A 23,448-nucleotide genomic window follows, 5' to 3' on the forward strand; every position below is an offset into this window, starting at 1 on the left:
CGTCCGCCCCCACCTCCTCGCGTGGCTGGCTTGGGAACGCTTTCGCGGGGCGCGCTCAGACCTGGTAACGCCCCGGCGCGAACAGCGACAGGTTCTCCTCCACCCACGCCGACGTCCGCTTCAGGCCGTCCTCCAGGCTCACTTCGGGCTGCCAGCCCGCCCACTCGCGGGCCCGGGTGTTGTCCGAAAGCAGGCGCTCCACCTCGCTGCCCGAGGGGCGCAGGCGGGCCGGGTCCGCTACCACGGAGGCCTCGCGGCCCGACGCGGTGATGAGCGCCCGGGCCAGGTCGCCGATGGCTATTTCGCGTCCGGTGCCGAGGTTGACGACCTCGCCGAGCGCCCGGTCGCACTCCGCGACCGCGAGGAAGCCCCGCGCGGTGTCGGTGACGTAGGTGAAGTCGCGGGTCGGGGTGAGCGAGCCGAGCTTGATCTCCCGTACGCCCGCATGGAGTTGGGCCAGGATGGTCGGGATCACGGCGCGGGCGGACTGGCGCGGGCCGTAGGTGTTGAAGGGGCGCACCACGGTGACCGGGAGCTCGAAGGCGTGCCAGTGCGAGAGCGCCATCATGTCGGCGCCGATCTTGGACGCGGAGTACGGCGACTGCGGCTGGAGGGGGTGCCGCTCGCTGATCGGCGCGGTCAGGGCGGTCCCGTACACCTCGCTGGTGGAGGTGTGGACGAGTCGGCGGACCGCGTGACGGCGGCAGGCCTCGGCGATGTTCTCGGTGCCGACGACGTTCGTCTGGACGTAGGCGCCCGGGGAGTCGTAGCTGTACGGGATGCCGATGAGGGCGGCGAGGTGGAAGACGGTGTCGCAGCCGGCGACCGCGTCCGAGACCCGGCCCGCGTCGCGGACGTCCCCGGCGATCATCTCCACCGACGGGTGGTCCATCAGATGCGCGAGGTGGCCCTTTTCGGCGTACGGCTTGTAGTGGACGAACGCCCTTACATGGGCGCCGAGTTCGACGAGGAGGTCGACGAGCGTCGAGCCGATGAAGCCTTCGGCGCCGGTGACGAGGACGGTGCGGCCCTGCCAAACGGTGGTGGTGCTCATGCTGCGTACTCCCTGGTGTACGAGGTGGGGTAGGAGGCGAGGTGGAGGACCCGGGCGGCCAGCAGGTCGGCGGCGTGGGCGTGGTGGCCGGGGTCGGCGGCGCCGCTCATCGCGGCGAGGCGGGCCGGGTTGGCCAGGAGGGGTTCGATGAGTCCGGCCAGGCGGAACGCGGTGGTCTCGGCGTCCGGCACGAGCAGGGCCGCGCCCGCGTCGGACAGGACCCGCGCGTTGTGGGTCTGGTGGTCGCCGGGGGCGTGCGGGTAGGGCACGAGGACGGCGGGCACGCCGGTCGCGGCGAGTTCGGCGACGGTCGCGGAGCCCGCCCGGCACACCACGAGGTCGGCGGCGGCGTACGCGAGGTCCATCCGGTCGAGATAGGGCACCGCCCGCGCTCCGGGCAGGCCGGTCAACTGGCGCTGGGTGTCGGTGAGTTGGGCCGGTCCGGTCTTGATGAGGAGGTGGACGTCGGCCCGCTCCCGCCACCGTTCGGCCAGACCGACCGCCGCCGCGGTGAGCCGGGCCGCGCCCAGACTGCCTCCGTTGACGAGGACGAGCCGCGCCCCGGGCGGCACGCCGAGCGCCCGGCGGGCCTCGCTCCGCAGCGCCGTACGGTCGAGCGAGGCGAGGGAGGCGGCGATGGGCATGCCGGTGGTGACGGCGTTCTCGCCGCCGGCCAGATGGGCGCGGCTGCGGTCGAAGGCGACCGCGATGTGCGGGGTGAGCCGGGCCGCGAACTGGTTGGCCCGCCCCGGCACCGCGTTGGACTCGTGGATGAGGCTGGGCAGCCCGGCCATTTTCGCGCCGACGATGACGGGCGCGCTCGGGTAGCCGCCCATGCCGACCGCGACCTGGGCGCCCTGCGCCTTGAGGAGGGCCCGGCACTGCGCGCCCGACTTCAGCAGAGCGGCGGGGAGCAGATACCGCTTGGCGCCGAGGGAGGGGTCGAAGGGGATCATGTCGACGGTGTGCAGCCGGTACCCGGCACCGGGGATGAGCTCGCCCTCCAGGCCCCGGGTCGTGCCGACGAAGGAGATCACGGCGTCGGGGACGGCCCGCCGCAGCGCCTCGGCGAGCGCGAGCCCGGGGTAGATGTGTCCGCCGGTGCCGCCCGCCCCGATCACTACTGACAATGGTGTGCGCATGGGACATGAGGTTCACGGGGCGCCCTAAGAGGGTTCTAAGAGCGCTCTTTGGCAGGCTTTGCCCATGAGCACCACGCGCGCGGTCAGAATTCTTGTCGTCGACGACGAGCCGGAGGTACGGGCGGCCGTCGAGGACGGCCTCGCGGTGGAGGGGTACGAGGTCAGGGGCGCCCGGGACGGGCTCGCGGCGCTCTCCGAGGTGGCGGCCTGGCGGCCGGACGTGATCGTCCTGGATGTGATGATGCCGGTCCTCGACGGTCTGGGGGTGTGCCGCCAGTTGCGGGCGATGGGCGACCGCACCCCGGTGCTGGTGCTCACCGCGCTCGACTCGGTGAGCGAGCGGGTGGACGGCCTGGAGGCGGGCGCGGACGACTATCTGGTCAAGCCCTTCGCCCTGGACGAACTCATCGCCCGCGTACGGGCGTTGCTGCGCCGGGCGGCCCCCGATCCGGCCGAGCCGCAGGAGCTGCGCTACGCCGATCTGGTGGTGGACCCGGTCGCCCACACCGCCCGCCGGGGCGAGCGCGGAATCGACTTCACGCGCACCGAGTTCGCCCTCCTTGAACTGCTCATGCGCAACCCGGGCCAGGTCCTGCCGAGGGAGCTGATCCACGAACTGGTCTGGGGACGCGACTTCGGTCCGGACTCCAACTCCCTTGCCGTGTACGTCGGTTACCTGCGCCGAAAACTGGAGGCGGCGGGCGAGCCGCGGCTGGTCCACACGGTGCACGGGGTCGGCTACCGGCTGGACACGGCGTGAGCGCGCGGCGGCGGCTCGGGGTGCGTTGGCGCCGGCACCGGCCGCTGCGCACTCGGCTCGCGCTGGCCGCGTCGGCCGCGGTCGCGCTGGTCGCGGTCGGGGTGTGCGCGGGGGCGTTCTTCGTGATCCGCTTCGAGCTGTACCACCAGCTCGACCTGAACCTGACCCAGTCCGCGACGCTGGCCATCCAGCAGAACCGGGGCGCGGCGCCCGGGGTGCTCGCCGGGGAGTGCCGCTATCTGTCGGCGCCGGCCTGCGCGCAGGTCGTCCCCGCCGACCCGGCGAAGGATCCCGCCAAGCCCTATCTGCTGCCGGTGAGTCCGCCCGTGCGCGAGGTCGCCACGGGTGAGCGCAGGCCGTACTCCACCAACATCACCCTGCCCGGCGGCGAGCCCGCCCGGATGCTCACCACCACCTTCGGCGGCAGCGGCAAGTCGCTCCAGGTCGCGCTGCGTTCGGACACGGTACGCGACGGGGTGGCCCAGGCGGCCTGGCTGCTGAGCGGGGTCGGGGCGGCCGGGGTGCTGCTCGCGGCCGGGCTCGGGTACGGGGTGTCGCGTACGGGCCTCGCCCCCGTGGCCCGTCTCACCGCGACCGCCGAACACATCGCGGCCACCCGCGACCCGAGCCACCGCATCGAGCTGCCGCCGGGGCCGCCGCACCGGGAGGACGAGGTGACCCGGCTCGCGGCGTCCTTCAACACGATGCTGGGCGAGCTGGAGCAGTCGGTGACGGCCCAGCGGCGGCTCGTCGCCGACGCCTCCCACGAGCTGCGGACGCCGCTGACGGCGCTGCGCACCAACGCCGAACTGCTGGCGCGTGCGGACCGGTTGACGGCTGCGCAGCGCGAGCGGGCCTCGGCGGCGCTCGGCCGTCAGATCAGGGAGGTGTCGGTTCTGGTCAACGACCTCATCGACCTCGCGCGGGACGAGGAGCCCACGCCGCTCCTGGAGGAGGTCCGGCTCGCTCCGCTGCTCGCGCACACCGTGGACACGGCGCGGGCGCACTGGCCGGCGACGCCGTTCCGTCTGGACCTCGTCGACGCCTCGGTGACCCTGCCCGGCGTACCGGCCCGGCTCGCCCGGCTGATCTCCAACCTCCTGGACAACGCGGCGAAGTTCAGCCCGCCGGGGGCGCCGGTGGAAGTCGTCCTGTCGGGCTCGGAGTTGACGGTACGGGACCACGGTCCCGGCATCGCGGAGGCCGACCTTCCTCATGTCTTCGACCGGTTCTACCGGGCGGAGCGGGCGCGGGCGCTGCCGGGGTCGGGGCTGGGGCTTGCGATGGCTCGGCAGATTGCGCGGGCGCATGGGGCGGAGGTGTCGGCGCATGGGGCGCCGGGGGGTGGGGCGCTGTTCCGGGTGACCCTGCCGGGCGCTCCCCCACCCACCCGCCCATAGGCACGGGGTGGGGGCCCGACCCCCTGGGGCTCCGCCCCAGACCCCGTTCGCGCCTTAAGGGCGCTCGTCCTCAATCGCCGGACGGGCTGAGGTTGCCCATGCTGGCCCGCACCGAGTAGTTAGGGGCGCGGGGAACTGCGCGAGAAGCGAGCACGGTCCGCAGACCGAAGGGCCTTTAGGGGCGCGGGGAACTGCGCGACCAGCCACACACGGCCCGCAGACGAAAACGGGTTTTTGGGGGCGGGGTTAGAAGCCGGGGGGCTCTGTGTAGGTGCCCCACTCCTCGCGGAGCACCCCGCAGATCTCCCCCAACGTCGCCTCCGCCCGCACCGCCTCCAGCATCGGCACGATCATGTTCGAGCCATCCCGCGCGGCAGCCAGCATCGCCTCCAGCGCCGCCGTCACCGCCGCGTCGTCACGGCGGGACTTGCGGTCGGCGAGCGCGCGTACCTGCTCGCGCTCCACCTCGTGGCTGACCCGCAGGATCTCCAGGTCCCCGGTGACGGACCCGTGGTGGCAGTTGACGCCCACCACCCGCTTGTCGCCCTTCTCCAGGGACTGCTGGTAGCGGAAGGCCGACTCGGCGATCTCCCCGGTGAACCAGCCGTCCTCGATGCCGCGCAGGATGCCCGAGGTGATGGGGCCGATGGGGTGCTGCCCGTCGGGGTGCGCCCGGGTGCCGCGCTCCCGGATCTGGTCGAAGATCTTCTCCGCGTCCGCCTCGATGCGGTCGGTGAGCTGCTCGACGTACCAGGAACCGCCCAGCGGGTCGGCGACGTTGGCGACGCCGGTCTCCTCCATCAGCACCTGCTGCGTGCGCAGCGCGATCTCCGCGGCCTGCTCGCTCGGCAGCGCCAGGGTCTCGTCCAGGGCGTTGGTGTGGAGGGAGTTGGTGCCGCCGAGCACGGCGGCGAGCGCCTCGACCGCGGTGCGTACGACGTTGTTGTACGGCTGCTGCGCGGTCAGCGACACCCCGGCCGTCTGGGTGTGGAAGCGCAGCCACTGCGCCTTGTCGGACTCGGCGCCGTACACCTCCTTCATCCAGCGGGCCCAAATGCGGCGCGCCGCACGGAACTTGGCGATCTCCTCGAAGAAGTCGACGTGCGCGTCGAAGAAGAAGGAGAGGCCGGGCGCGAAGACGTCCACGTCCAGGCCGCGGCTGAGCCCGAGCTCGACGTAGCCGAAACCGTCGGCCAGCGTGTACGCCAGCTCCTGCGCGGCCGTCGCCCCGGCCTCGCGGATGTGGTAGCCGGAGACGGAGAGCGGCTTGTACGCGGGGATGCCCTTGGCGCAGTGCTCCATCAGGTCGCCGATGAGGCGCAGATGGGGCTCCGGCTGGAAGAGCCACTCCTTCTGCGCGATGTACTCCTTGAAGATGTCCGTCTGGAGCGTGCCGTTGAGCACGCCCGGGTCGACGCCCTGCCGCTCGGCGGCGACCAGGTACATGCAGAAGACGGGCACGGCCGGCCCGCTGATGGTCATGGACGTGGTGACGTCGCCGAGCGGGATGTCCTGGAACAGGACCTCCATGTCGGCGGCCGAGTCGATGGCCACGCCGCAGTGGCCGACCTCGCCCAGCGAGCGGGGGTCGTCGGAGTCGCGGCCCATGAGCGTCGGCATGTCGAAGGCGACGCTCAGGCCGCCGCCACCGGCGGCCAGGATCATCTTGTAGCGCTCGTTGGTCTGCTCGGCGTTGCCGAACCCGGCGAACTGCCGGATCGTCCAGGTGCGCCCCCGGTAGCCGGTCGGGTACAGGCCGCGGGTGAAGGGGTACTCGCCGGGCCAGCCGATCCGCTCGAACCCGTCATAGGTGTCGCCGGGCCGGGGCCCGTACGCGGGGTCGACGGGGTCCCCGGAGAGGGTGGTGAAGTCCGCGTCGCGCTTGCGGGCCTTGTCGTAACGGGCCTGCCAGCGGCGGCGGCCTTCCTCGATCGCGTCAGCGTCCATGGCTCAAATTTACTTGGACGTCCTAGTAAATGTCGATGGCCGACCGCCACGCGTTCTGCTCGCGCGGCGGTGGGGTGCCGTGCCGCTGCGGCGGGGCGGGGTGGGGCGGGGGCGGAGGTCAGGCGCCGGCGCCGGCCGGGACGGTGTCCACGACCTTCGGCTCCAGCTCCTTGGAGACCTTGCGCTCCACGAAGAACGCGGCGGTGGGGATCGTGCCGGCGATCAGCACCCACAGCTGCTTGCCGACCGGCCACTTCGCCTTGGAGCCCAGGTCGAAGGCGAAGACGAGGTAGATCACGTACAGCCAGCCGTGGGCGATGCCGATGATCTTGGTGAAGTCCGCGGCGCCGTTCATGTCGAGGATGTACTTCGCGATCACGCCGAGGGTCAGCAGGACCAGCAGGACGCCGGTGACGTACGCCATGACGCGGTAGCGGGTCAGCACGCTCTTTTTCATGCGGCCGAGCCTAACCGGACATGCCGGGCGATCTTCCCCCGGCCCCACCCCTGGGGCTCCGCCCCAGACCCCGTTCGCGCCTTAAGGGCGCTCGTCCTCAATCGCCGGACAGGCTGAAGGTGCTGGCCAGCGCCGAGCAGTTAAGGGGCGCGGGGAACTGCGCGAGGCGGGTGGGGGTCAGGAGTCGAAGTCGTTGGCTGCGACTCGTAGGGGTCTCAGCATCGCGAAGATCTCCCCGCACTCCTCCGCGTCGTAGACGCCCAGCCCGAAATCCATCGCCATCAGATCCCGCGTGGCCCGCTCCACCACCTCGCGCCCCTTGTCCGTGATGGACGCCAGCGTGCCGCGGCCGTCGTTCGGGTTGGGGCGCTTGTCGACGAGGCCCGACTTCACGAGGCGGTCGACCGTGTTGGTGACCGAGGTCGGGTGGACCATCAGCCGCTCGCCGATCTTGGACATCGGCAGCTCCCCCTCCTTGGAGAAGGTGAGCAGCACCAGCGCCTCGTACCGCGCGAAGGTGAGCCCGTACGGCTTGACCACCGCGTCGACCTCGGCCAGCAGGATCTGGTGTGCCCGCATGATCGAGGTGATCGCCCCCATGGAGGGCACGGGTCCCCAGCGCTGCGTCCAGAGTTCGTCGGCTCGGGCGATGGGGTCGAAGGGCAGGCTGAGCGGCTTGGGCACCCGTTGACCTTACCCACTGGTCACATGCCGGTCAGCCCCGTCTCGAAGTTCGGTACCCGGTGATCTGCGACCGCCCCACCGGCAAGTGGCGCTCCCGGGCGCGGGGTGGGCCATATGTGACGATGAGTCGGTTTCGTCATGTTTTCGCGACCCCAAGGGGCCCGATGTCCCGGTACCGATCTCTCGCTCTCCTCGCCGCCCTCGTGTTCACGGCCGTCGTGGGCTGTTCGTCCGGCGCGGATCCCGGCGAGGGTTCCGCGATCCGGGTCGCCACCTCGGCGGCCCCCGCCCCCGGCGCCCCCTTCTGGGTCGACCCGGAGAGCGACGCCGCCCGGCAGGTCGAACTCTGGCGGGGGCAGGGCCGTACCGCCGACGCCCAGGTGCTGCGGCGCATCGCCGAGCGACCCGTGGCCACCTGGCCGTCCGGGGACGACCCGCGGCCCGGGATCCGCAAGGCCGTCGAGGGCGCCGCCAAGGAGAAGCGGACCGCGCTGTTCGTGGCGTACGACATTCCGCACCGCGACTGCGGCAAGTACTCGGCGGGCGGGGCGGACGGGGTCGAGGGCTACCGTGCGTGGATCGGAATGTTCGCCGAGGCGATCGGCGACGCTCCGGCGCTCGTGGTCCTGGAGCCCGACGCGGTCGCCCACATGGTCGACGGGTGCACCACCCCCGACCATCACGCCGAGCGCTATCAGCTGCTCGGCGAGGCGATCGAGCGCCTCAAGGGGCTGCCGCGCACCAAGGTCTATCTCGATGCCGGGAACCCGTCCTGGATCCCGGATCCCCAGAGCCTCGTCGAGCCGTTGCGGCGGGCCGGGATCGACCGGGCCGACGGGTTCGCGCTGAACGTCTCCAACTTCCACACCGACGCGACGGTACGGGCGTACGGGGCGAAGCTCTCCCAGGCCCTGGACGGCAAGCACTTCGTCATGGACACCAGCCGCAACGGCGAGGGGCCGCTGCTCGACGGCCGCGACCAGGCCTGGTGCAATCCCCCGGGCCGCTCCCTCGGGTCCCCGCCGTCGGTGCGCACCGGGGACCCGCTCGTCGACGCGTATCTGTGGATCAAGCGGCCGGGCGACTCGGACGGGCCCTGCCGCGGGGGCCCGTCCGCCGGCACCTGGTGGCCGGAGTACGCGCTCGGGCTCGCCCGGCGCGCCCGGTTCTGAGGGCTCAGTCCACCCGGAGCCACTTCGCCTCGGAGGGGGTGTTCTCGGCGTCGGTGACGAAGACCATGTACCAGCCGGGCGGGACCAGGGCGCGGTCCTTGGGGACGGTGACGGTGACCGAGTTCTTGTCCTTGGTCAGGCCGAGCTCGATGGAGCGCTGCTCGACGTCCGTGGTGTGGGTGACCGCGCTCGGCCGCATCAGGCGTGCCTTGACGACGCGTTCGGGGTGGTCGGTCCTGAAGGTCGCGCGGCCGTCGGCGGCCGCTGCTTCGGGGCCGTCGCCGAGCGCGGGGCGCTTGTCCTTGTCGCGGTAGAGGTAGGGCGGGGTGTAGATCTCCATGCGCTGCTCGAACTTGCCGGGTTTGGTGTTGTTCTTGTCGCCGAAGAGCGAGTCGGAGCCGAAGGTGGCGACCCGGCCGTCGGGCAGCAGCAGTGCCTCGGAGTGGTAGTTGCGGCCGATGGTGGGGTCCGCCGCCTCGCGGAAGGCGTTGGCCTTGGGGTCGTAGAACTGGGCGCTGAGGACGTTGGAGCCGCCCCGGCCCCGGTAGTCGGAGGAGCCGCCGGTGGTGAAGACGGAGTCGTCCGGCATGAGCACGCTGTTCAAGTAGCGGGTGCCTTGCGGGAGTTCGGGGCCGGAGGTGAAGGCGGGGTTGTTCTGGTTGAGGTCCACCACGGCGGTGCGCGGGGTGGCCTTCTTGGACTCGCCGATTCCGCCGCCGCCGAGGAGCATGAAGCGCTGGTCCTGGGCGGGTGGCAGCAGCAGCGAACTGGCCGTCTCCAGTTGGTCGCCGGCGTTCAGGCCGCCGATCTTGGTGAAGGTGTTCTTCTCGACGTCCCACAGGCCCGGCTCGCGGCCCTTGTCGGCGGGCCCGTACCCGGCGTTCGCGCCCGAGTAGAAGAGCTTGCCGCTCTTGGTGAGGAACAGGGAGGGGTAGGTCGGGAAGTAGCGGAAGGGGCCCTTGGACCACTGCTTCGACTTCGGGTCGTAGATCTCGTTGTCGCCCTGGATGATGGCGCCCACGTCGTCGAGCCCGGAGACGGCGAGCACCCGGCCGTCCTTGAGCGTGGTGAGCGTCGGGTACCAGCGGGCCTCCTTCATCGGGGCGACGGGTATGTACTTCTCGGCCTTCGGGTCGAACTCGTACGCCGCCCGGATCCCCTGGTAGTCCTGCTTGTCGAGGGTGATCTTCTCGGCGAGCCCGTACACGTTGTCGGCGTCCTTGCCGGTCAGGCCCTCGACCTCGTACTGCGCCTGGTCGGTGGCGACCGACTGGGGTCCCTCGTTGACCGCCTCGACGAAGACCCGCGCCTCGGCGGCGGTGGTCTTGGTCTTCCACGGTTTCATCTGCCCGGACGCGTAGTACGAGATCTCGAACTCGCGCTTGGCGCGCCCCACCGTGACGTCGAACTTCGACACGTACTCCACGCCCGAAGGGGAGCGGAACTTGGTGCCCTTCTTGAGGGTGACGGGCTTGTTGGGGTCCTCGTTCTTGACCCGCATGCCGCCGCCGGCCCGTTTCACCTCGCCGTCCAGGACCTCGTAGCGGGCCGTTCCGCCCGCCACCAGGAGCTTGCCGTCCGGGAGTTGGGCGTGGCCGCCGCAGAAGAAGTCCTCGGGGGTGGGGATCTTCTTGAACGAGTTGTCCTTCGGGTTCCACAGCACGGTGTCGAAGGTGCCCGCGTCGAAGTGGGTCTGCTTGTTGCCGGAGCCCGCGATGATGAGCACCTTGCCGGTGTGCAGCAACGCGGCGTGGATGGCGTTGGTGCGGTAGTCCTTGGGGATGTCGACGCCGTGCCAGGCACCGTACTGGCGCATGTACTCGGGCTGGGCGATCTCGTAGGCGTGGTACTGCGCGGTGGCGAAGGAGACGGCCGCGGGTGCGTTGAGCCCCGCGAGGACCACGACGGCGCCGCCGCCCAGCAGGGTCTTCTTCGTCCTTTTCGAGGGCCGGAAGGCCATGGCTCAGTTCCCTCCTGTCGGCGTGGCGATGGCGGGTTCCGCCTCACCGGTGGCCTTGGGCTGTGGTCCCGCGGCCTTCGCCGCGCCCCGGGCCGCCGTGCGGGCGCGTACCGCGGTCCAGGCCCAGATGGCGGCCGGGGCGAGCGCGATGCACAGGGCGAGCACGGCCCAGGTGCGCATCGCGGCGTGGGTGTGGCCGTAGCGCACGGAGGCGGCCAGCGAGCAGGCGAGCACGGCCGCCCAGAACAGATGGATCCGGAAGGTCCACAGCCGGTCGGGGCTGGCCTGACCGCCCTTGGGCGTGACGACGAACCGGCCGCGGGTGCGCAGCAGGGCCGAGCCGAGCGACTTGAGGTAGATGGGCGCCGAGAGCGCCGACATGCCCATCCCGGCGAGGCCGCCCGATCCCTCGGGTTCGTGGGGCGAGACGTTGTGCCGCCGGTTCCACAGGTACAGGCCGACCTGGAGGGCGGCGGCGTCGCTGTAGAGCATCAGCCAGACGGAGGCGGTGACCTCGGTGCCGGAGGCCCCGAACCAGAGGAAGAGCACACAACTCACGATCCCCAGAAGCCAGTTGACGGCCGTCATGGGGTAGTACACGAGCATCAGGGTGTACGAGAGCAGCCGGCCGGGCGGCATGGTGAAGGGCGCCTTCCAGTACTGCTTGACCAGCGTCTCGTAGGTGCCGCGCGACCAGCGCATCTGCTGGGTGAAGAAGTCGGTCCAGGAGGCCGGGCCCTCGCCGACGGCCAGCACGTCCGGGGTGTATACGGAGCGCCAGTGGTGGCCGGTCCTCGGGTTCTTGTGCCGGTGCAGTTCGAAGCCGGTGGCCATGTCCTCGGTGATCGAGTCGTACAGGCCGCCGATCTGGCGCAGGGCCGCGATCCGCACCACGTTGTTGGTGCCGACGAACATGGGGGCCCGGTAGCGGTTGCCGGCCCGCTGGATCAGCGCGTGGAAGAGGAACTGCTGGGATTCGGCGGCCTTGGTGACGGGCGAGTCGTAGTTGCCGTACACCTGCGGTCCGACGACGAAGGCGACGTCGGGGTCGCGGAAGTAACCCATCATCCGCTCCAGGAAGTTGGGGAGCGGGGCGTGGTCGGTGTCGACGGAGGCGAAGAAGTCGTAGCCGCCGCCGTGCATCGCGATCCACGCGTTGTAGTTGCCGTGCTTGGTGCGGGCCTTGTGGGCGCCCTTCTTGGTGTTCCACTCGGGGACGCCTTTGCGGGTGAAGTGGCGTACGCCCAGTTCCGCGCAGAGCGCCTTGGCCCGCTCGTCGTCGCCCTCGTCCAGGAGCCAGATGTCCAGGGGCCCGGTGTGGGTGAGCCGGACGGCCGCCTCCAGGGTGCCGCGCACCATGGATATGGGTTCCTTGCCCGGTACGTAGGTGGTGAGGAAGGCGACCCGGGTGCCCTCTTCGGGGGTGACCGGGACGGGGTCGCGGGCGACCATCGTGGCGTGGGCGACGGAGGCGACGTTGGCGACCATGAAGAGTTCGATCAGGGCGATCGAGACCAGCATCGTGATGTCGAGGTCCACCAGCCAGCGGTCGCCGCCCTCGCGCTCGACCCAGTGGGTGGGCCAGACGAGATAGACGAGCAGCAGGCCGGTGAGTATGGGGGCCAGGGTCATCAGGAGGACGGCGCGTATGCGGTGGGGTTCCTGGGAGAGCAGGCTCCGGTACTGGACCCGGTAGGGCTTGGCGCCCGGCTCCGTCAGGGGTCCGGCCAGTCGGCTGTGGGTGGCGTAGTCATAGCCCTCCGGACGCACGGTGCCCTCCAGCTGAGTCGTCGAGCAGAGTTTTTGCACAGGCTGATATCCCCACAAAAGTGGAGAAAGCCCGGCGTGTCGACTGGAGTACTCCGAGTGAGCGGTTCTACGCTGGACGGCTTTCGCGCCCGAGGCCGCTCCGCGCGCCCCCGCTCCGGACGTACGGGAGCCCCCGGCCGGGGCGGGCCGGGGGCTCTCGGGGCGCTCGATCGCCTCGGGGGCGGTCGGTCAGGTGGACGGGTGGCGCTCCACCGTCAGGTGGAGAGGTGGCGCTCCACCGTCTCGACCTTGGACGTCAGGCCGTCCGTGACGCCGGGGCGGATGTCCGCCTTGAGGACGAGCGAGACCCGGTTGGAGCGGGCCTCGACGGCGGCGACGGCGCGCTTGACGACGTCCATCACCTCGTCCCACTCCCCCTCGATGGAGGTGAACATGGCGTCCGTGCGGTTGGGCAGGCCGGACTCGCGCACCACGCGCACCGCGTCCGCGACGTACTCGCCCACGTCCTCGCCGACGCCGAGCGGACTGACCGAGAAGGCGACGATCATGCGTTGACCACGCCTTCCTTGCGGGCGCGGGTGGCGATCACCGCGTCGTCCAGCTCGCGCCGGATCTTGCGCTCGGCGTAGAAGCCGCCGAAGGGCAGCACGGCGAGCACGAAGTAGAGCGCGCCGGTCTTCACGGACCACTTGGTGCGGTTCCAGGCGTCCAGCCAGAAGAGGACGTACAGCGTGAACAGGACGCCGTGGACCATGCCCATCACCATGACCCCGTCGAACGAGGTGGTGCGCTTGAGCACGGAGCACACCAGCAGGATCGGGAACGAGATGGCCTCGGGGAGCGAGATCAGTCGGAGTCGATGCAGGGCGGAGGCTGTTTTGAGGTCCACGGGCGGGGCACCTTCGCTGGGAGGGAGCGGGCGGCAGTGATCGTCAGGCGTCGATCGTCGGCAGCGTCCTTTGTGAACGCATGCACAAACGTTCCTCATTCTGACATCGCACCCTTGCCCCTGTTGGGGCGGGTCCCCGGCCCGCTACCGTCGGGCCGTGGCAATGTTCCGACTCCAGGGCAGCAAGGTGCTCGCCGTCTCCATGACGGGCGACGCCGTGAAAGCGAAGAACGGCTCGATGGTCGCCTATGACGGCCAGATGGCGTTCAAGAAGATGTCCGGCGGCGGTGAGGGTCTGCGCGGCATGGTGACCCGCCGCCTCACCGGCGAACAGATGACCGTGATGGAGGTGAAGGGACACGGCACCTGCTACTTCGCCGACCGCGCGAGCGAGATCAACCTCGTCAGCCTCCAGGGCGACAAGCTCTTCGTCGAGTCGAGCAATCTGCTCGCCACCGACGCCGGGCTGCGCACCGGCACCACCTTCACCGGCCTGCGCGGCGCGAGCCAGGGCAACGGCCTGTTCACCACGACGATCGAGGGCCACGGCCAGGCCGCGATCATGTCGGACGGACCGGCCGTGGTGCTCAGGGTCAGCGCCCAGTCCCCCCTGTCCGTGGACCCCGGGGCGTACATCGCGCACCAGGGCAACCTCCAGCAGCACTTCCAGTCCGGGGTGACCTTCCGCACGTTCCTCGGTGAGGGCTCGGGCGAGGCCTTCCAGATCCGGTTCGAGGGCGAGGGCCTGGTGTACGTGCAGCCGAGCGAGCGCAACACGATCGGCGGGGACGTCTGATGCCGTTCCGCGAGATCAACTCGAAGATGGTCGAGGCGACGGTGGCGCCCGGCCAGAAGATGTTCAGCCAGCGCGGCGCGATGCTCGCCTACAAGGGCGAGGTGTCCTTCACCCCCAACATCCAGGGCGGCCAGGGCGGCCTGATGTCGATGATCGGCCGCCGGGTGGCCAACGAGGCGACACCGCTGATGACGGTGGAAGGCAGCGGGACGGTGATGTTCGGCCACGGTGGCCACCACATCCAGGTCATCAACCTCCAGGGCGACACCCTGTACGTCGAGGCCGACCGGCTGCTCGCCTTCGACGGCACCCTCCAGCAGGGCACGATGTTCATGGGCTCGCAGGGCGGTGTGATGGGCATGGTGCGCGGCCAGGTGACCGGCCAGGGCCTGTTCACCACCACCCTCAAGGGCCACGGCGCGGTCGCGGTGATGGCGCACGGCGGTGTGATCGAGCTTCCGATCACACCGCAGCGCCCGGTCCACGTCGACCCCCAGGCCTACGTCGCCCACCACGGCGACGTGCGCAACAAGCTCTCGACCGCGCTCGGCTGGCGCGACATGGTGGGCCGGGGCTCCGGCGAGGCCTTCCAGCTCGAACTGTCCGGCCAGGGTTCGGTGTACGTACAGGCCTCGGAGGACAAGCTGTGACCGCCCCGGTGATCTTCGATCCCCACTCGTTGCCGAGCGACGACAACGTCAACAAGTACACCTTCTGCGTGGAGCTCAAGTCGAGCCAGTGGTTCCTCCAGAAGGGCAAGATGATCGCCTACTACGGGCGGATCGAGTTCAACGGCATCGGCCACGGCCGGCTCGACCGGCTGCTGCGCACCAGCTTCCACTCGCCGCTGCACGCGAGCGACTGGGTGGTGGCGGACGGCAGCGGCAAAATGCTCCTCGCGGACCGCGCCTTCGACGTCAACAGTTACGACCTGGACGACGGCAACCTGACGATCCGCTCCGGCAACCTCCTTGCCTATCAGCCCACGCTGGCCCTGAAGCAGTCGATCGTGCCGGGTTTCGTGACCCTGATCGGCACCGGCAAGTTCGTCGCGGCCTCCAACGGTCCGGTCGTCTTCATGGAGCCGCCGATCCGGGTGGACCCGCAGGCGCTGGTCGGCTGGGCGGACTGCCCCTCCCCCTGCCACCACTACGACCACGGCTACATGACGGGCGTACTGGGCGGAATCCGGTCACTCACCGGGCTCGGCGGCACGTCCGGCGAGGAGCACCAGTTCGAGTTCGTGGGGGCGGGCACGGTGCTGCTCCAGTCCACCGAGGTGCTCATGGCGGAGCAGGCGACCGGGCAGGTCGCCAACGAGCCCGGGGTGCCGGGCGCCGGCCAGGGCGGGCCCGGCCAGGCCGGGGCGGGACCGCGCCTTCCCGGCCAGCTGGGTGACCTCCAGCGTCGCTTCGGCCTGTGAGCGGTAGTCTGCGGAGTGTGACGTCGAACGTCTGAGCCCCTCGGGGTCGGCGGTACGCGCGCCATGGGCGACCGCCTGACGTGCCGGGCGTCACACTCCCGGACTTTGTTCAGAATTCAACTTCTTAGGTAGAATCCATATATGGAGACCGAGACGGCCACGAACTGGCTGAGCGACGACGAGCAGTGCGCCTGGCGCACCTATCTGGACGTCAACAGGATGCTGACGTACCAGTTGGAGAAGGATCTACAGCCGTTCGGCCTGACCAACAACGACTACGAGATCCTGGTGAACCTCTCGGAGTCGACGGACAAGCGGATGCGGATGAGCGACCTCGCGGCCGCCACGCTCCAGTCCAAGAGCCGCCTCTCGCACCAGATCACCCGCATGGAGAACGCGGGTCTGGTCCGGCGCGAGAACTGCGAGTCGGACCGGCGCGGGCTGTACGCCGTGTTGACCGAGCAGGGCACGGACACCATGGAGAAGGTCGCCCCGCACCATGTGGCGTCCGTCCGGCGGCACTTCATCGACCTGCTGTCGAGCGAGGCACTGGCCGATCTGCGCGAGTCCCTCGGACCGGTCGCCGAGCATCTGCGCGGGCACCGCGGGAAGATCTGACGGCGAAAGCCGAGCACGGCAGTGCCTCAACTCCCGGCGTTCACCTCGGTGTTGACCCCCGCCCCGGTCCTGGCCGTGCGGTGCAGGAACACCCCCCGCACGCCAACAGCCCCGGTATCCGCCCAACCGGCGGAGTTTCCGGGGCTGTTGAGAGATGCGGTTACGCGCTCTCGGTGAGGCCGGCCACCAACTCGTCGGCGGCCGCGTACGGGTCGAGCTCGCCGTCCACGATGCGCTGGGCCAGCGCGTCCAGACGGCGGTCGCCGTGCAGGGAGCCGATGCGCTCGCGCAGCGCGGTGACCGCGATGGTCTCGACCTCGCGGGCCGCGCGGGCCCGGCGCCGCTCGGCGAGGACGCCGTGCTCGGCCATCCACGCGTGGTGCTTCTCCAGCGCCTGAAGGACCTCCTCGATGCCCTCGCCGCGCGCGGCCACCGTCTTGACGATGGGCGGGCGCCAGTCGCCGGGGCCGCGCGATTCGCCCAGGCCCAGCATGTGGTTGAGCTCGCGGGCGGTGGCGTCCGCGCCGTCCCGGTCGGCCTTGTTGACGACGTACAGGTCACCGATTTCGAGGATGCCCGCCTTGGCCGCCTGGATGCCGTCGCCCATGCCGGGCGCGAGCAGCACCACCGAGGTGTCGGCCTGGGAGGCGATCTCGACCTCGGACTGTCCCACGCCCACCGTCTCGACCAGGATCACCTCGCAGCCCGCCGCGTCCAGGACCCGGATCGCCTGGGGCGCGGCCCAGGCGAGGCCGCCCAGGTGGCCCCGGGTCGCCATCGAGCGGATGTAGACGCCCGGGTCGGAGGCGTGATCCGACATCCGGACCCGGTCGCCGAGCAGGGCCCCGCCGGAGAAGGGCGAGGACGGGTCGACGGCGAGCACCCCGACCCGCTTCCCCGCCCTGCGGTAGGCGGAGACCAGCGCGGAGGTGGAGGTCGACTTGCCGACACCGGGCGAGCCCGTGAGCCCCACGACGTAGGCGTTGCCCGCGAGCGGGGCCAGCGCCGCCATGACCTCGCGCAGCTGCGGGGAGGCCCCCTCGACCAGCGAGATCAGCCGGGCGACGGCCCGGGGCCGGCCTTCTCGGGCCTGGGCCACCAGTTCGGGGACATCCACCATTGCCGCTCCGTTCAGTCGCGTACGCACCGCAGGGATCAGGGGGGTCGTTCCGGGACTACTTACCCGGGACGCGCACGATCAGGGCGTCGCCCTGGCCGCCGCCGCCGCACAGGGCGGCCGCGCCCACACCGCCGCCGCGGCGCTTCAGTTCGAGGGCGAGGTGCAGCACGACGCGGGCGCCGGACATGCCGATGGGGTGGCCGAGCGCGATGGCGCCGCCGTTGACGTTCACCTTTTCCGGGGACACCCCGAGATCCTTCATCGACTGCACGGCGACCGCCGCGAAGGCCTCGTTGATCTCGATCAGGTCGAGGTCCTCGACCGTGATGCCCTCCTTGCCGACCGCGTGCTTGATCGCGTTCGACGGCTGGGACTGGAGCGAGTTGTCCGGGCCCGCCACGTTGCCGTGGGCGCCGATCTCGGCGATCCACTCCAGGCCGAGCTCCTCGGCCTTGGCCTTGGACATGACGACGACCGCGGCCGCGCCGTCGGAGATCTGCGAGGAGGTGCCGGCCGTGATCGTGCCGTCCTTGGCGAAGGCCGGGCGCAGCGTGCCGAGCGTCTCCGCGGTGGTGTCGGGGCGGATGCCCTCGTCCTTGGCGAACAGGACCGGGTCGCCCTTGCGCTGCGGGATCTCGACCGGGGTGATCTCGGCCTCGAAGATGCCGTTCTTCTGGGCGGTCGCGGCGCGCTGGTGCGAGAGGGCGCCGATCTCGTCCTGCTCGGCGCGGGCGATGCCGAGGCGCTTGTTGTGCTTCTCCGTCGACTCCCCCATCGGGATGGACTCGAAGGGGTCGGTCAGACCGTCGTGCGCCATGGAGTCGAGCATCTCGATCGCGCCGTACTTGAAGCCCTCGCGGGACTTCGGCAGCACGTGCGGGGCGTTGGTCATGGACTCCTGGCCGCCGGCGACCACGATGTCGAACTCGCCGGCGCGGATCAGCTGGTCGGCGAGGGCGATCGCGTCCAGACCCGAGAGGCACACCTTGTTGATGGTGAGCGCGGGGACGTTCATCGGGATGCCGGCCTTGACCGCGGCCTGGCGGGCGGGGATCTGACCGGCGCCGCCCGTGAGCACCTGCCCCATGATCACGTACTGCACCTGGTCGCCGCCGATGCCGGCCCGGTCCAGCGCCGCCTTGATGGCGAAGCCGCCGAGGTCCGCACCGGAGAAGGACTTGAGGGAGCCGAGCAGGCGGCCCATGGGCGTACGGGCGCCCGCGACGATCACTGAGGTGGTACCGGTCGTTCCAGACATGAGGCACGGCCCTTAGGGAGGTGAGATGTGAACGAGGGTTTACTTCGAGTGCGTCGAATGTACTGAGCGGTACTGCCCCACGTCACCGGTCGGCCGGTGTGATGGCGCGCACGTTGCGTAACCGCCCCTGGTAGCGCTGCACTGGGGGCATGCTGACGCGAATCGACCACATCGGGATCGCCTGTTTCGACCTGGACAGGACCGTCGAGTTCTACCGTGCCACCTACGGATTCGAGGTGTTCCACACCGAGGTCAACGAGGAACAGGGCGTGCGCGAGGCCATGCTCAAGATCAACGAGACCTCCGACGGCGGGGCCTCCTACCTCCAGCTCCTGGAGCCCACCCGCGAGGACTCCGCGGTCGGCAAGTGGCTGGCCAAGAACGGCGAGGGCGTCCACCACATCGCCTTCGGCACCGCGGACGTCACCGCCGACTCCGAGGCCATCCGCGACAAGGGCGTCCGCGTCCTCTACGACCAGCCGCGGACCGGTTCGATGGGCTCGCAGATCACCTTCCTGCACCCCAAGGACTGCCACGGCGTGCTCACCGAACTCGTCACTTCCGCACCCACCGGCGCGAACGACCACTGAGCCCACACAGTGGAGGCCGGACCTGGCGGATACTCGGCCCGGTACAGTGGGCGGTTCCGGGCCGGGGTCGGGTCGGGGCCTGGGACCCACGCCCCTGTTTTGATCTGACACCATTCACCGGGGGCCCGTCCGCCGTCACGCGCGGTCGGACGGCGCTCGTACGGGCAGTGTTCGCGACCAGGGGACGGATGGGACCGCGCAGTGCGGGGCTACGAACGCCAGGAGAGCCAGAGCCACCGGCCTGACGACCACCTCTCGCGGTTCGAGGCCGAGATGGAGCGGCTGAAGACCGAGCGGGAGAAGGCCGTTCAGCACGCCGAGGATCTCGGCTACCAGGTCGAAGTGCTGCGCGCCAAGCTCCACGAGGCGCGCCGCAACCTTGCGACCCGTCCCGCCTACGACACGGCGAACGTCGGCTACCAGGCCGAACAACTGCTGCGCAACGCCCAGATGCAGGCCGAGCAGTTGCGCAACGACGCCGAGCGCGAACTGCGCGACGCCCGCGCCCAGACCCAGCGCATCCTCCAGGAGCACGCCGAACACCAGGCGCGGCTCCAGGCCGAGTTGCACGCCGAGGCCGTCAGCCGCCGCCAGCGCCTGGACCAGGAGCTGGCCGAGCGCCGGGCCACCGTCGAGTCGCACGTCAACGAGAACGTGGCGTGGGCCGAGCAACTGCGCGCCCGCACCGAGGCGCAGGCCCGCCGTCTGATGGAGGAGTCCCGCGCCGAGGCCGAGCAGTCCCTCGCCGCGGCCCGCGCGGAGGCCACCCGGATCGCCGAGGAGGCCCGCCAACGGCTCGGCTCCGAGGCGGAGTCGGCCCGCGCGGAGGCCGAAGCGACGCTGCTGCGCGCCCGCAAGGACGCCGAGCGGCTCCTGAACGCGGCCTCGACCCAGGCCCAGGAGGCCACCTCCCACGCGGAGCGGCTGCGCACGACCACCACCGCCGAGTCCGACCAGGCGCGCCAGCAGGCCGCCGAGCTGAGCCGCGCCGCCGAGCAGCGGATGCAGGAGGCGGAGGCCGCGCTGCGCGAGGCGCGCGCCGAGGCCGAGCGGGCGGTCACCGAGGCGAAGGAGGCCGCGGCCAAGCAGCTGGCGAGCGCCGAGTCCGCCAACGAGCAGCGCACCAGGACCGCGAAGACCGAGATCGCCCGCCTGGTCGCGGAGGCCACCAAGGAGTCCGAGACCCTCAAGGCGGAGGCCGAGCAGGCCCTGGCGGACGCGAAGGCACAGGCCGAGCGGCTGCGCACCGAGGCCGCCGAGTCCGCGCGCACCAGCGCCGCCGAGGACGCCGCGGCCCAGCTCGCCAAGGCCGCCCGTACGGCCGAGGAGGTGCTCACCAAGGCGTCCGAGGACGCCCGGGAGACCACCCGCAAGGCGTCCGAGGAGGCCGAGCGGATCCGCCGGGAGGCGGAGGCCGAGGCGGAGCGCCTGCGCGGCGAGGCCGCCGAGCAGGCCGACGAGCTCAAGGGCGCGGCCAAGGACGACACCAAGGAGTACCGCGCCAAGACGGTCGAGCTCCAGGAGGAGGCCCGCCGGCTGCGCGGCGAGGCCGAGCAGCTGCGTGCCGAGGCGATCGCCGAGGGCGAGCGGATCCGGGGCGAGGCACGGCGCGAGGCCGTCCAGCAGATCGAGGGCGCGGCCAAGACCGCCGAGGAACTCCTGGCCAAGGCCAAGGCGGACGCCGACGAGCTGCGCACGACCGCGGGCAACGAGTCCGAGCGGGTGCGGAACGAGGCGCTGGAGCGGGCCACCACGCTGCGCAAGCAGGCCGAGGAGACCTTGGAGCGCACCCGCGCCGAGGCCGAGCGGCTGCGCGCGGAGGCCGAGGAGCAGGCCGGGCAGACCACAACGGACGCCGAACGCGCGGCAGTTGAGCTGCGCGAGGAGACCGAGCGGGCGATAGCGGCTCGCCAGGCCGAGGCCGCCGAGGAACTGACCCGGCTGCACACCGAGGCCGAGCAGCGCCACGCGGCCGCCGAGCAGGCCCTGAGCGAGGCCCGCGCCGAGGGCGAGCGGATCCGGCGCGAGGCCGCCGAGGAGACCGAGCGGATCCGCACCGAGGCCGCCGACCGCATCCGTACGCTCCAGGCGCAGGCCGAGCAGGAGGCCGAGCGGCTGCGTACCGAGGCCGCCGCCGATGCCTCGACGGCCCGCTCGGAGGCCGAGAACGCGGCCGTACGACTGCGTTCGGAGGCTTCCGCGGAGGCCGAGCGGCTCAAGTACGAGGCGCAGGAGGCCGCCGACCGGATGCGCGCGGAGGCCGCGGCCGCCGCCGAACGCGTCGCCACCGAGGCCGCGGAGGCGCTGGCCGCCGCCCAGGAGGAGGCCGCCCGGCGTCGCCGCGAGGCCGAGGAGACCCTCAACTCGGCGCGTGCCGAAGCCGATTCGGAGCGCGCCCAGGCCCGCGAGCAGAGCGAGGAGCTGCTGGCCTCCGCCCGCAAGCGGGTCGAGGAGGCCCAGACCGAGGCGCAGCGGCTCGGCGAGGAGGCCGACCGGCGCGCCACCGAGCTGGTGTCGGCCGCCGAGCAGACCGCCAAGGATGTACGGGATTCCGTCGCCGGGCTCCGCGAGGAGGCCGAGCAGGAGATCGCGGGGCTGCGCAGCGCGGCCGAGCACGCGGCGGAGCGCACCACCAGCGAGGCGCAGGCGGAGGCGGACCGGGTCCGCGCCGACGCGCACGCCGAACGGGAGCGGGCCGCCGAGGACGCGAGCCGGGTCAGGGCCCGCGCCCAGGAGGAGTCCGAGGCCGCGAAGGCGCTGGCCGAGCGGACCGTCACCGACGCCATGTCCGAGGCGGAGAAGGCCCGTTCGGACGCCGCCGAGTACGCGCAGCGCATGCGCACCGAGGCCTCCGACGCACTCGCCTCCTCCGAGCAGGACGCGGCCCGCACCCGGGCCGAGGCGCGCGAGGACGCCAACCGGATCCGCTCCGACGCCGCGAGCCAGGCCGACCGCCTGGTCACCGAGGCGACGGCGGAGGCCGAGCGGCTCGCCGCCGAGTCGACCGCCGAGGCGGAGCGGCTCCTCGCCGAGGCCCAGCAGGTACGCACCGAGGGCCAGTCGGAGGCCGACGCACTGCGCGCCGAGGCGCGTGCGGAGGCCGAGCGGGTCACCTCGGCGGCCCTCGCCGAGGCCGAGCAGGTCACCACGGCCGCCCGCGAGCAGGCCGAGCGGGTCACCAGCCAGGCGCAGGCGGACGCCGAGCGCACCACCAACGAGGCCAACGCGTATGCCGAATTGGTCACCACCGAGGCGCGCGCGGACGCCGGCTCCACGCTCGGCGCGGCCACTGCCGAGGCCGAGCAGACCATCAACGAGGCCCGGGCCGAGGCCGAGCGACTGCTCGACGAGGCGCGCCGCGCCGCCGACAAGCGCCGCAGCGACGCCGCCACCCAGGCGGACGAGCTGATCGCGGAGGCGAGCGGCGAGGCCGAGCGGCTGCGTGCCGAGGCCGCCGAGACGGTGGGCTCCGCGCAGCAGGCCGCCGAGCGGATCCGGGCGGAGGCCGAGAAGAACCGGTCCCGCGCCGAGGAGGCCGCGGAGAAGACGCGTACCGAGGCCCGCGAGGAGGCCGACCGGCTCCTCGACGAGGCGCGTTCCGCCGCGGCCAAGCGCCGGGCGGACGCGGCCGAGCAGGCCGACCAGCTCATCAACAAGGCGCGGGAGGAGGCGCTGCGCGCCGCCACCGAGGCCGAGGAGCAGGCCGACACCATGGTCGGCGCGGCCCGCAAGGAGGCCGAGCGGATCGTCGCCGAGTCGACGGTCGAGGGCAACTCCCTGGTGGAGAAGGCCCGTACGGACGCCGACGAGCTGCTGGCCGGGGCGCGCGCGGACGCCACCGCCATAAGGGAACGCACCGAGGAGGTGCGCGCCCGCACCGAGGCCGAGATCGAGGAGCTGCACGACCGGGCCCGCCGCGAGAGCGCCGAGCAGATGAAGACGGCGGGCGAGCGCGTCGACAAGCTGGTGAAGGCCGCGACCGAGCAGGCCACCGAGGCGGCGGCCAAGGCCAAGGAGCTGGTGGCGGACGCCAACTCCGAGGCGGGCAAGGTGCGCATCGCCGCCGTGAAGAAGGCGGAGGCGCTGCTCAAGGAGGCGGAGACCAAGAAGGCCGAGCTGATCCGCGAGGCCACCAAGCTGCGGGACGACGCGGCGGCGGAGGCGCGCCGCACCGTCGAGGAGGGCAAGCGCGAACTCGACCAACTGGTCCGGCGCCGCCAGGACATCAATGCCGAGATCTCCCGTGTCCAGGACGTACTCGAGGCGTTGGAATCCTTCGAGGCGCCGACCGCGGGCGGCAAATCGGGGTCCGGCGGCGGTTCCTCCGCAGGTGTCAAGGCGGGTGCCTCGGCCGGGGCAACACGTTCGAGTGGCAAGTCTTCGGAGGGCTAGCCACTCAAAAGGCTGG

20 protein-coding genes are annotated in these 23,448 nt (G+C 71.5%); 9 read left to right on the forward strand and 11 right to left on the reverse strand.

What is annotated here, in order from left to right; all coding sequences use genetic code 11:
- Nucleotides 1-55: 55 nt before the first annotated feature.
- Both DWB77_RS12425 and DWB77_RS12430 read right to left on the reverse strand, forming a co-directional pair.
- Entirely contained in the window at nucleotides 56-1,054 is a 999-nt protein-coding gene (locus DWB77_RS12425) for an SDR family NAD(P)-dependent oxidoreductase (protein WP_120721329.1), read from the reverse strand.
- Nucleotides 1,051-2,196, reverse strand: coding sequence for a UDP-N-acetylglucosamine--N-acetylmuramyl-(pentapeptide) pyrophosphoryl-undecaprenol N-acetylglucosamine transferase (locus tag DWB77_RS12430; RefSeq protein ID WP_120721330.1), 1,146 nt, complete (start codon nucleotides 2,194-2,196; stop codon nucleotides 1,051-1,053). The genes DWB77_RS12425 and DWB77_RS12430 overlap by 4 nt, the downstream gene beginning before the upstream one ends.
- Before the next feature lie 64 nt (nucleotides 2,197-2,260).
- Between DWB77_RS12430 and DWB77_RS12435 the strand changes: the two genes are divergently transcribed.
- Together DWB77_RS12435 and DWB77_RS12440 are read left to right on the forward strand one after the other, a co-directional pair.
- Nucleotides 2,261-2,956, forward strand: a complete 696-nt coding sequence (locus DWB77_RS12435) for a response regulator transcription factor (RefSeq protein WP_120721331.1) — start codon at nucleotides 2,261-2,263, stop codon at nucleotides 2,954-2,956.
- On the forward strand, nucleotides 2,953-4,356 hold the full coding sequence (locus DWB77_RS12440; RefSeq protein WP_120721332.1) for a sensor histidine kinase: 1,404 nt from the start codon (nucleotides 2,953-2,955) through the stop codon (nucleotides 4,354-4,356). Before DWB77_RS12435 ends, DWB77_RS12440 begins: the two co-directional genes overlap by 4 nt.
- A 246-nt stretch (nucleotides 4,357-4,602) precedes the next feature.
- On the opposite strand, the gene DWB77_RS12445 is transcribed toward DWB77_RS12440, so the two are convergent.
- From DWB77_RS12445 to DWB77_RS12455, 3 genes are all read right to left on the reverse strand, one after another.
- The gene (locus DWB77_RS12445; RefSeq protein ID WP_120721333.1) at nucleotides 4,603-6,303 is read right to left on the reverse strand and encodes an acyl-CoA mutase large subunit family protein; all 1,701 of its coding nucleotides are present in this window, start codon (nucleotides 6,301-6,303) and stop codon (nucleotides 4,603-4,605) included.
- Nucleotides 6,304-6,421: 118 nt separating this feature from the next.
- Complete coding sequence (locus DWB77_RS12450; RefSeq protein WP_120721334.1) at nucleotides 6,422-6,760, reverse strand: DUF3817 domain-containing protein; 339 nt, start codon at nucleotides 6,758-6,760, stop codon at nucleotides 6,422-6,424.
- 177 nt (nucleotides 6,761-6,937) lie between these two features.
- Complete coding sequence (locus tag DWB77_RS12455; protein WP_120721335.1) at nucleotides 6,938-7,444, reverse strand: MarR family winged helix-turn-helix transcriptional regulator; 507 nt, start codon at nucleotides 7,442-7,444, stop codon at nucleotides 6,938-6,940.
- Between the two features lie 164 nt (nucleotides 7,445-7,608).
- Between DWB77_RS12455 and DWB77_RS12460 the strand changes: the two genes are divergently transcribed.
- Entirely contained in the window at nucleotides 7,609-8,616 is a 1,008-nt protein-coding gene (locus DWB77_RS12460) for a glycoside hydrolase family 6 protein (RefSeq protein WP_120721336.1), read from the forward strand.
- A 4-nt stretch (nucleotides 8,617-8,620) separates the two neighbouring features.
- Here DWB77_RS12460 and DWB77_RS12465 read toward each other — a convergent pair whose 3' ends face one another.
- The 4 genes from DWB77_RS12465 to DWB77_RS12480 form a co-directional block, all read right to left on the reverse strand.
- On the reverse strand, nucleotides 8,621-10,576 hold the full coding sequence (locus DWB77_RS12465; protein WP_120721337.1) for a kelch motif-containing protein: 1,956 nt from the start codon (nucleotides 10,574-10,576) through the stop codon (nucleotides 8,621-8,623).
- A 3-nt stretch (nucleotides 10,577-10,579) separates the two neighbouring features.
- Nucleotides 10,580-12,346, reverse strand: coding sequence for a glycosyltransferase family 2 protein (locus tag DWB77_RS12470; protein WP_120721338.1), 1,767 nt, complete (start codon nucleotides 12,344-12,346; stop codon nucleotides 10,580-10,582).
- Between the two features lie 254 nt (nucleotides 12,347-12,600).
- Nucleotides 12,601-12,894 carry an MTH1187 family thiamine-binding protein gene (locus tag DWB77_RS12475; protein ID WP_120721339.1) on the reverse strand — a complete coding sequence of 98 codons (294 nt, stop codon included), beginning with the start codon at nucleotides 12,892-12,894 and terminating at the stop codon, nucleotides 12,601-12,603.
- Nucleotides 12,891-13,235 carry a DUF3817 domain-containing protein gene (locus DWB77_RS12480; protein WP_120721340.1) on the reverse strand — a complete coding sequence of 115 codons (345 nt, stop codon included), beginning with the start codon at nucleotides 13,233-13,235 and terminating at the stop codon, nucleotides 12,891-12,893. The genes DWB77_RS12475 and DWB77_RS12480 overlap by 4 nt, the downstream gene beginning before the upstream one ends.
- Nucleotides 13,236-13,398: 163 nt before the next feature.
- Between DWB77_RS12480 and DWB77_RS12485 the strand changes: the two genes are divergently transcribed.
- The 4 genes from DWB77_RS12485 (at nucleotide 13,399) to DWB77_RS12500 (ending at nucleotide 16,072) form a co-directional block, all read left to right on the forward strand.
- Nucleotides 13,399-14,031 carry an AIM24 family protein gene (locus DWB77_RS12485; RefSeq protein ID WP_120721341.1) on the forward strand — a complete coding sequence of 211 codons (633 nt, stop codon included), beginning with the start codon at nucleotides 13,399-13,401 and terminating at the stop codon, nucleotides 14,029-14,031.
- Nucleotides 14,031-14,681 (forward strand): AIM24 family protein, encoded by a 651-nt coding sequence (locus tag DWB77_RS12490; RefSeq protein ID WP_120721342.1) that lies wholly within the window; start codon nucleotides 14,031-14,033, stop codon nucleotides 14,679-14,681. Before DWB77_RS12485 ends, DWB77_RS12490 begins: the two co-directional genes overlap by 1 nt.
- Nucleotides 14,678-15,454, forward strand: a complete 777-nt coding sequence (locus tag DWB77_RS12495) for an AIM24 family protein (protein ID WP_120721343.1) — start codon at nucleotides 14,678-14,680, stop codon at nucleotides 15,452-15,454. The genes DWB77_RS12490 and DWB77_RS12495 overlap by 4 nt, the downstream gene beginning before the upstream one ends.
- 141 nt (nucleotides 15,455-15,595) lie before the next feature.
- A complete protein-coding gene (locus tag DWB77_RS12500) occupies nucleotides 15,596-16,072 on the forward strand; it encodes a MarR family winged helix-turn-helix transcriptional regulator (RefSeq protein WP_120721344.1) in 477 nt (158 codons plus the stop codon).
- 160 nt (nucleotides 16,073-16,232) lie between these two features.
- On the opposite strand, the gene meaB is transcribed toward DWB77_RS12500, so the two are convergent.
- Together meaB and DWB77_RS12510 are read right to left on the reverse strand one after the other, a co-directional pair.
- Nucleotides 16,233-17,192, reverse strand: a complete 960-nt coding sequence (meaB, locus tag DWB77_RS12505) for a methylmalonyl Co-A mutase-associated GTPase MeaB (protein WP_120721345.1) — start codon at nucleotides 17,190-17,192, stop codon at nucleotides 16,233-16,235.
- Between the two features lie 55 nt (nucleotides 17,193-17,247).
- Nucleotides 17,248-18,450, reverse strand: coding sequence for an acetyl-CoA C-acetyltransferase (locus DWB77_RS12510; RefSeq protein ID WP_120721346.1), 1,203 nt, complete (start codon nucleotides 18,448-18,450; stop codon nucleotides 17,248-17,250).
- Nucleotides 18,451-18,599: 149 nt separating this feature from the next.
- Here DWB77_RS12510 and mce point away from each other — a divergent pair, with 149 nt between their 5' ends.
- Together mce and scy are read left to right on the forward strand one after the other, a co-directional pair.
- Nucleotides 18,600-19,040 carry a methylmalonyl-CoA epimerase gene (mce, locus tag DWB77_RS12515; protein ID WP_120721347.1) on the forward strand — a complete coding sequence of 147 codons (441 nt, stop codon included), beginning with the start codon at nucleotides 18,600-18,602 and terminating at the stop codon, nucleotides 19,038-19,040.
- Between the two features lie 201 nt (nucleotides 19,041-19,241).
- Nucleotides 19,242-23,432, forward strand: a complete 4,191-nt coding sequence (gene scy / locus DWB77_RS12520; RefSeq protein WP_120721348.1) for a polarized growth protein Scy — start codon at nucleotides 19,242-19,244, stop codon at nucleotides 23,430-23,432.
- Nucleotides 23,433-23,448 lie beyond the last annotated feature (16 nt).

Origin of the sequence: Streptomyces hundungensis (assembly GCF_003627815.1) — a bacterium.
Lineage (GTDB): Bacteria > Actinomycetota > Actinomycetes > Streptomycetales > Streptomycetaceae > Streptomyces > Streptomyces hundungensis_A.

Coding starts and splice junctions, on each gene's coding strand:
- DWB77_RS12425 (WP_120721329.1), bottom strand. CDS start 1,054: ATGAGCACCACCACCGTTTGGCAGGGCCGCACCGTCCTCGTCACCGGC.
- DWB77_RS12430 (WP_120721330.1), bottom strand. CDS start 2,196: ATGCGCACACCATTGTCAGTAGTGATCGGGGCGGGCGGCACCGGCGGA.
- DWB77_RS12435 (WP_120721331.1), top strand. CDS start 2,261: ATGAGCACCACGCGCGCGGTCAGAATTCTTGTCGTCGACGACGAGCCG.
- DWB77_RS12445 (WP_120721333.1), bottom strand. CDS start 6,303: ATGGACGCTGACGCGATCGAGGAAGGCCGCCGCCGCTGGCAGGCCCGT.
- DWB77_RS12450 (WP_120721334.1), bottom strand. CDS start 6,760: ATGAAAAAGAGCGTGCTGACCCGCTACCGCGTCATGGCGTACGTCACC.
- DWB77_RS12460 (WP_120721336.1), top strand. CDS start 7,609: ATGTCCCGGTACCGATCTCTCGCTCTCCTCGCCGCCCTCGTGTTCACG.
- DWB77_RS12465 (WP_120721337.1), bottom strand. CDS start 10,576: ATGGCCTTCCGGCCCTCGAAAAGGACGAAGAAGACCCTGCTGGGCGGC.
- DWB77_RS12475 (WP_120721339.1), bottom strand. CDS start 12,894: ATGATCGTCGCCTTCTCGGTCAGTCCGCTCGGCGTCGGCGAGGACGTG.
- DWB77_RS12485 (WP_120721341.1), top strand. CDS start 13,399: ATGTTCCGACTCCAGGGCAGCAAGGTGCTCGCCGTCTCCATGACGGGC.
- DWB77_RS12490 (WP_120721342.1), top strand. CDS start 14,031: ATGCCGTTCCGCGAGATCAACTCGAAGATGGTCGAGGCGACGGTGGCG.
- DWB77_RS12500 (WP_120721344.1), top strand. CDS start 15,596: ATGGAGACCGAGACGGCCACGAACTGGCTGAGCGACGACGAGCAGTGC.
- meaB (WP_120721345.1), bottom strand. CDS start 17,192: ATGGTGGATGTCCCCGAACTGGTGGCCCAGGCCCGAGAAGGCCGGCCC.
- DWB77_RS12510 (WP_120721346.1), bottom strand. CDS start 18,450: ATGTCTGGAACGACCGGTACCACCTCAGTGATCGTCGCGGGCGCCCGT.
- mce (WP_120721347.1), top strand. CDS start 18,600: ATGCTGACGCGAATCGACCACATCGGGATCGCCTGTTTCGACCTGGAC.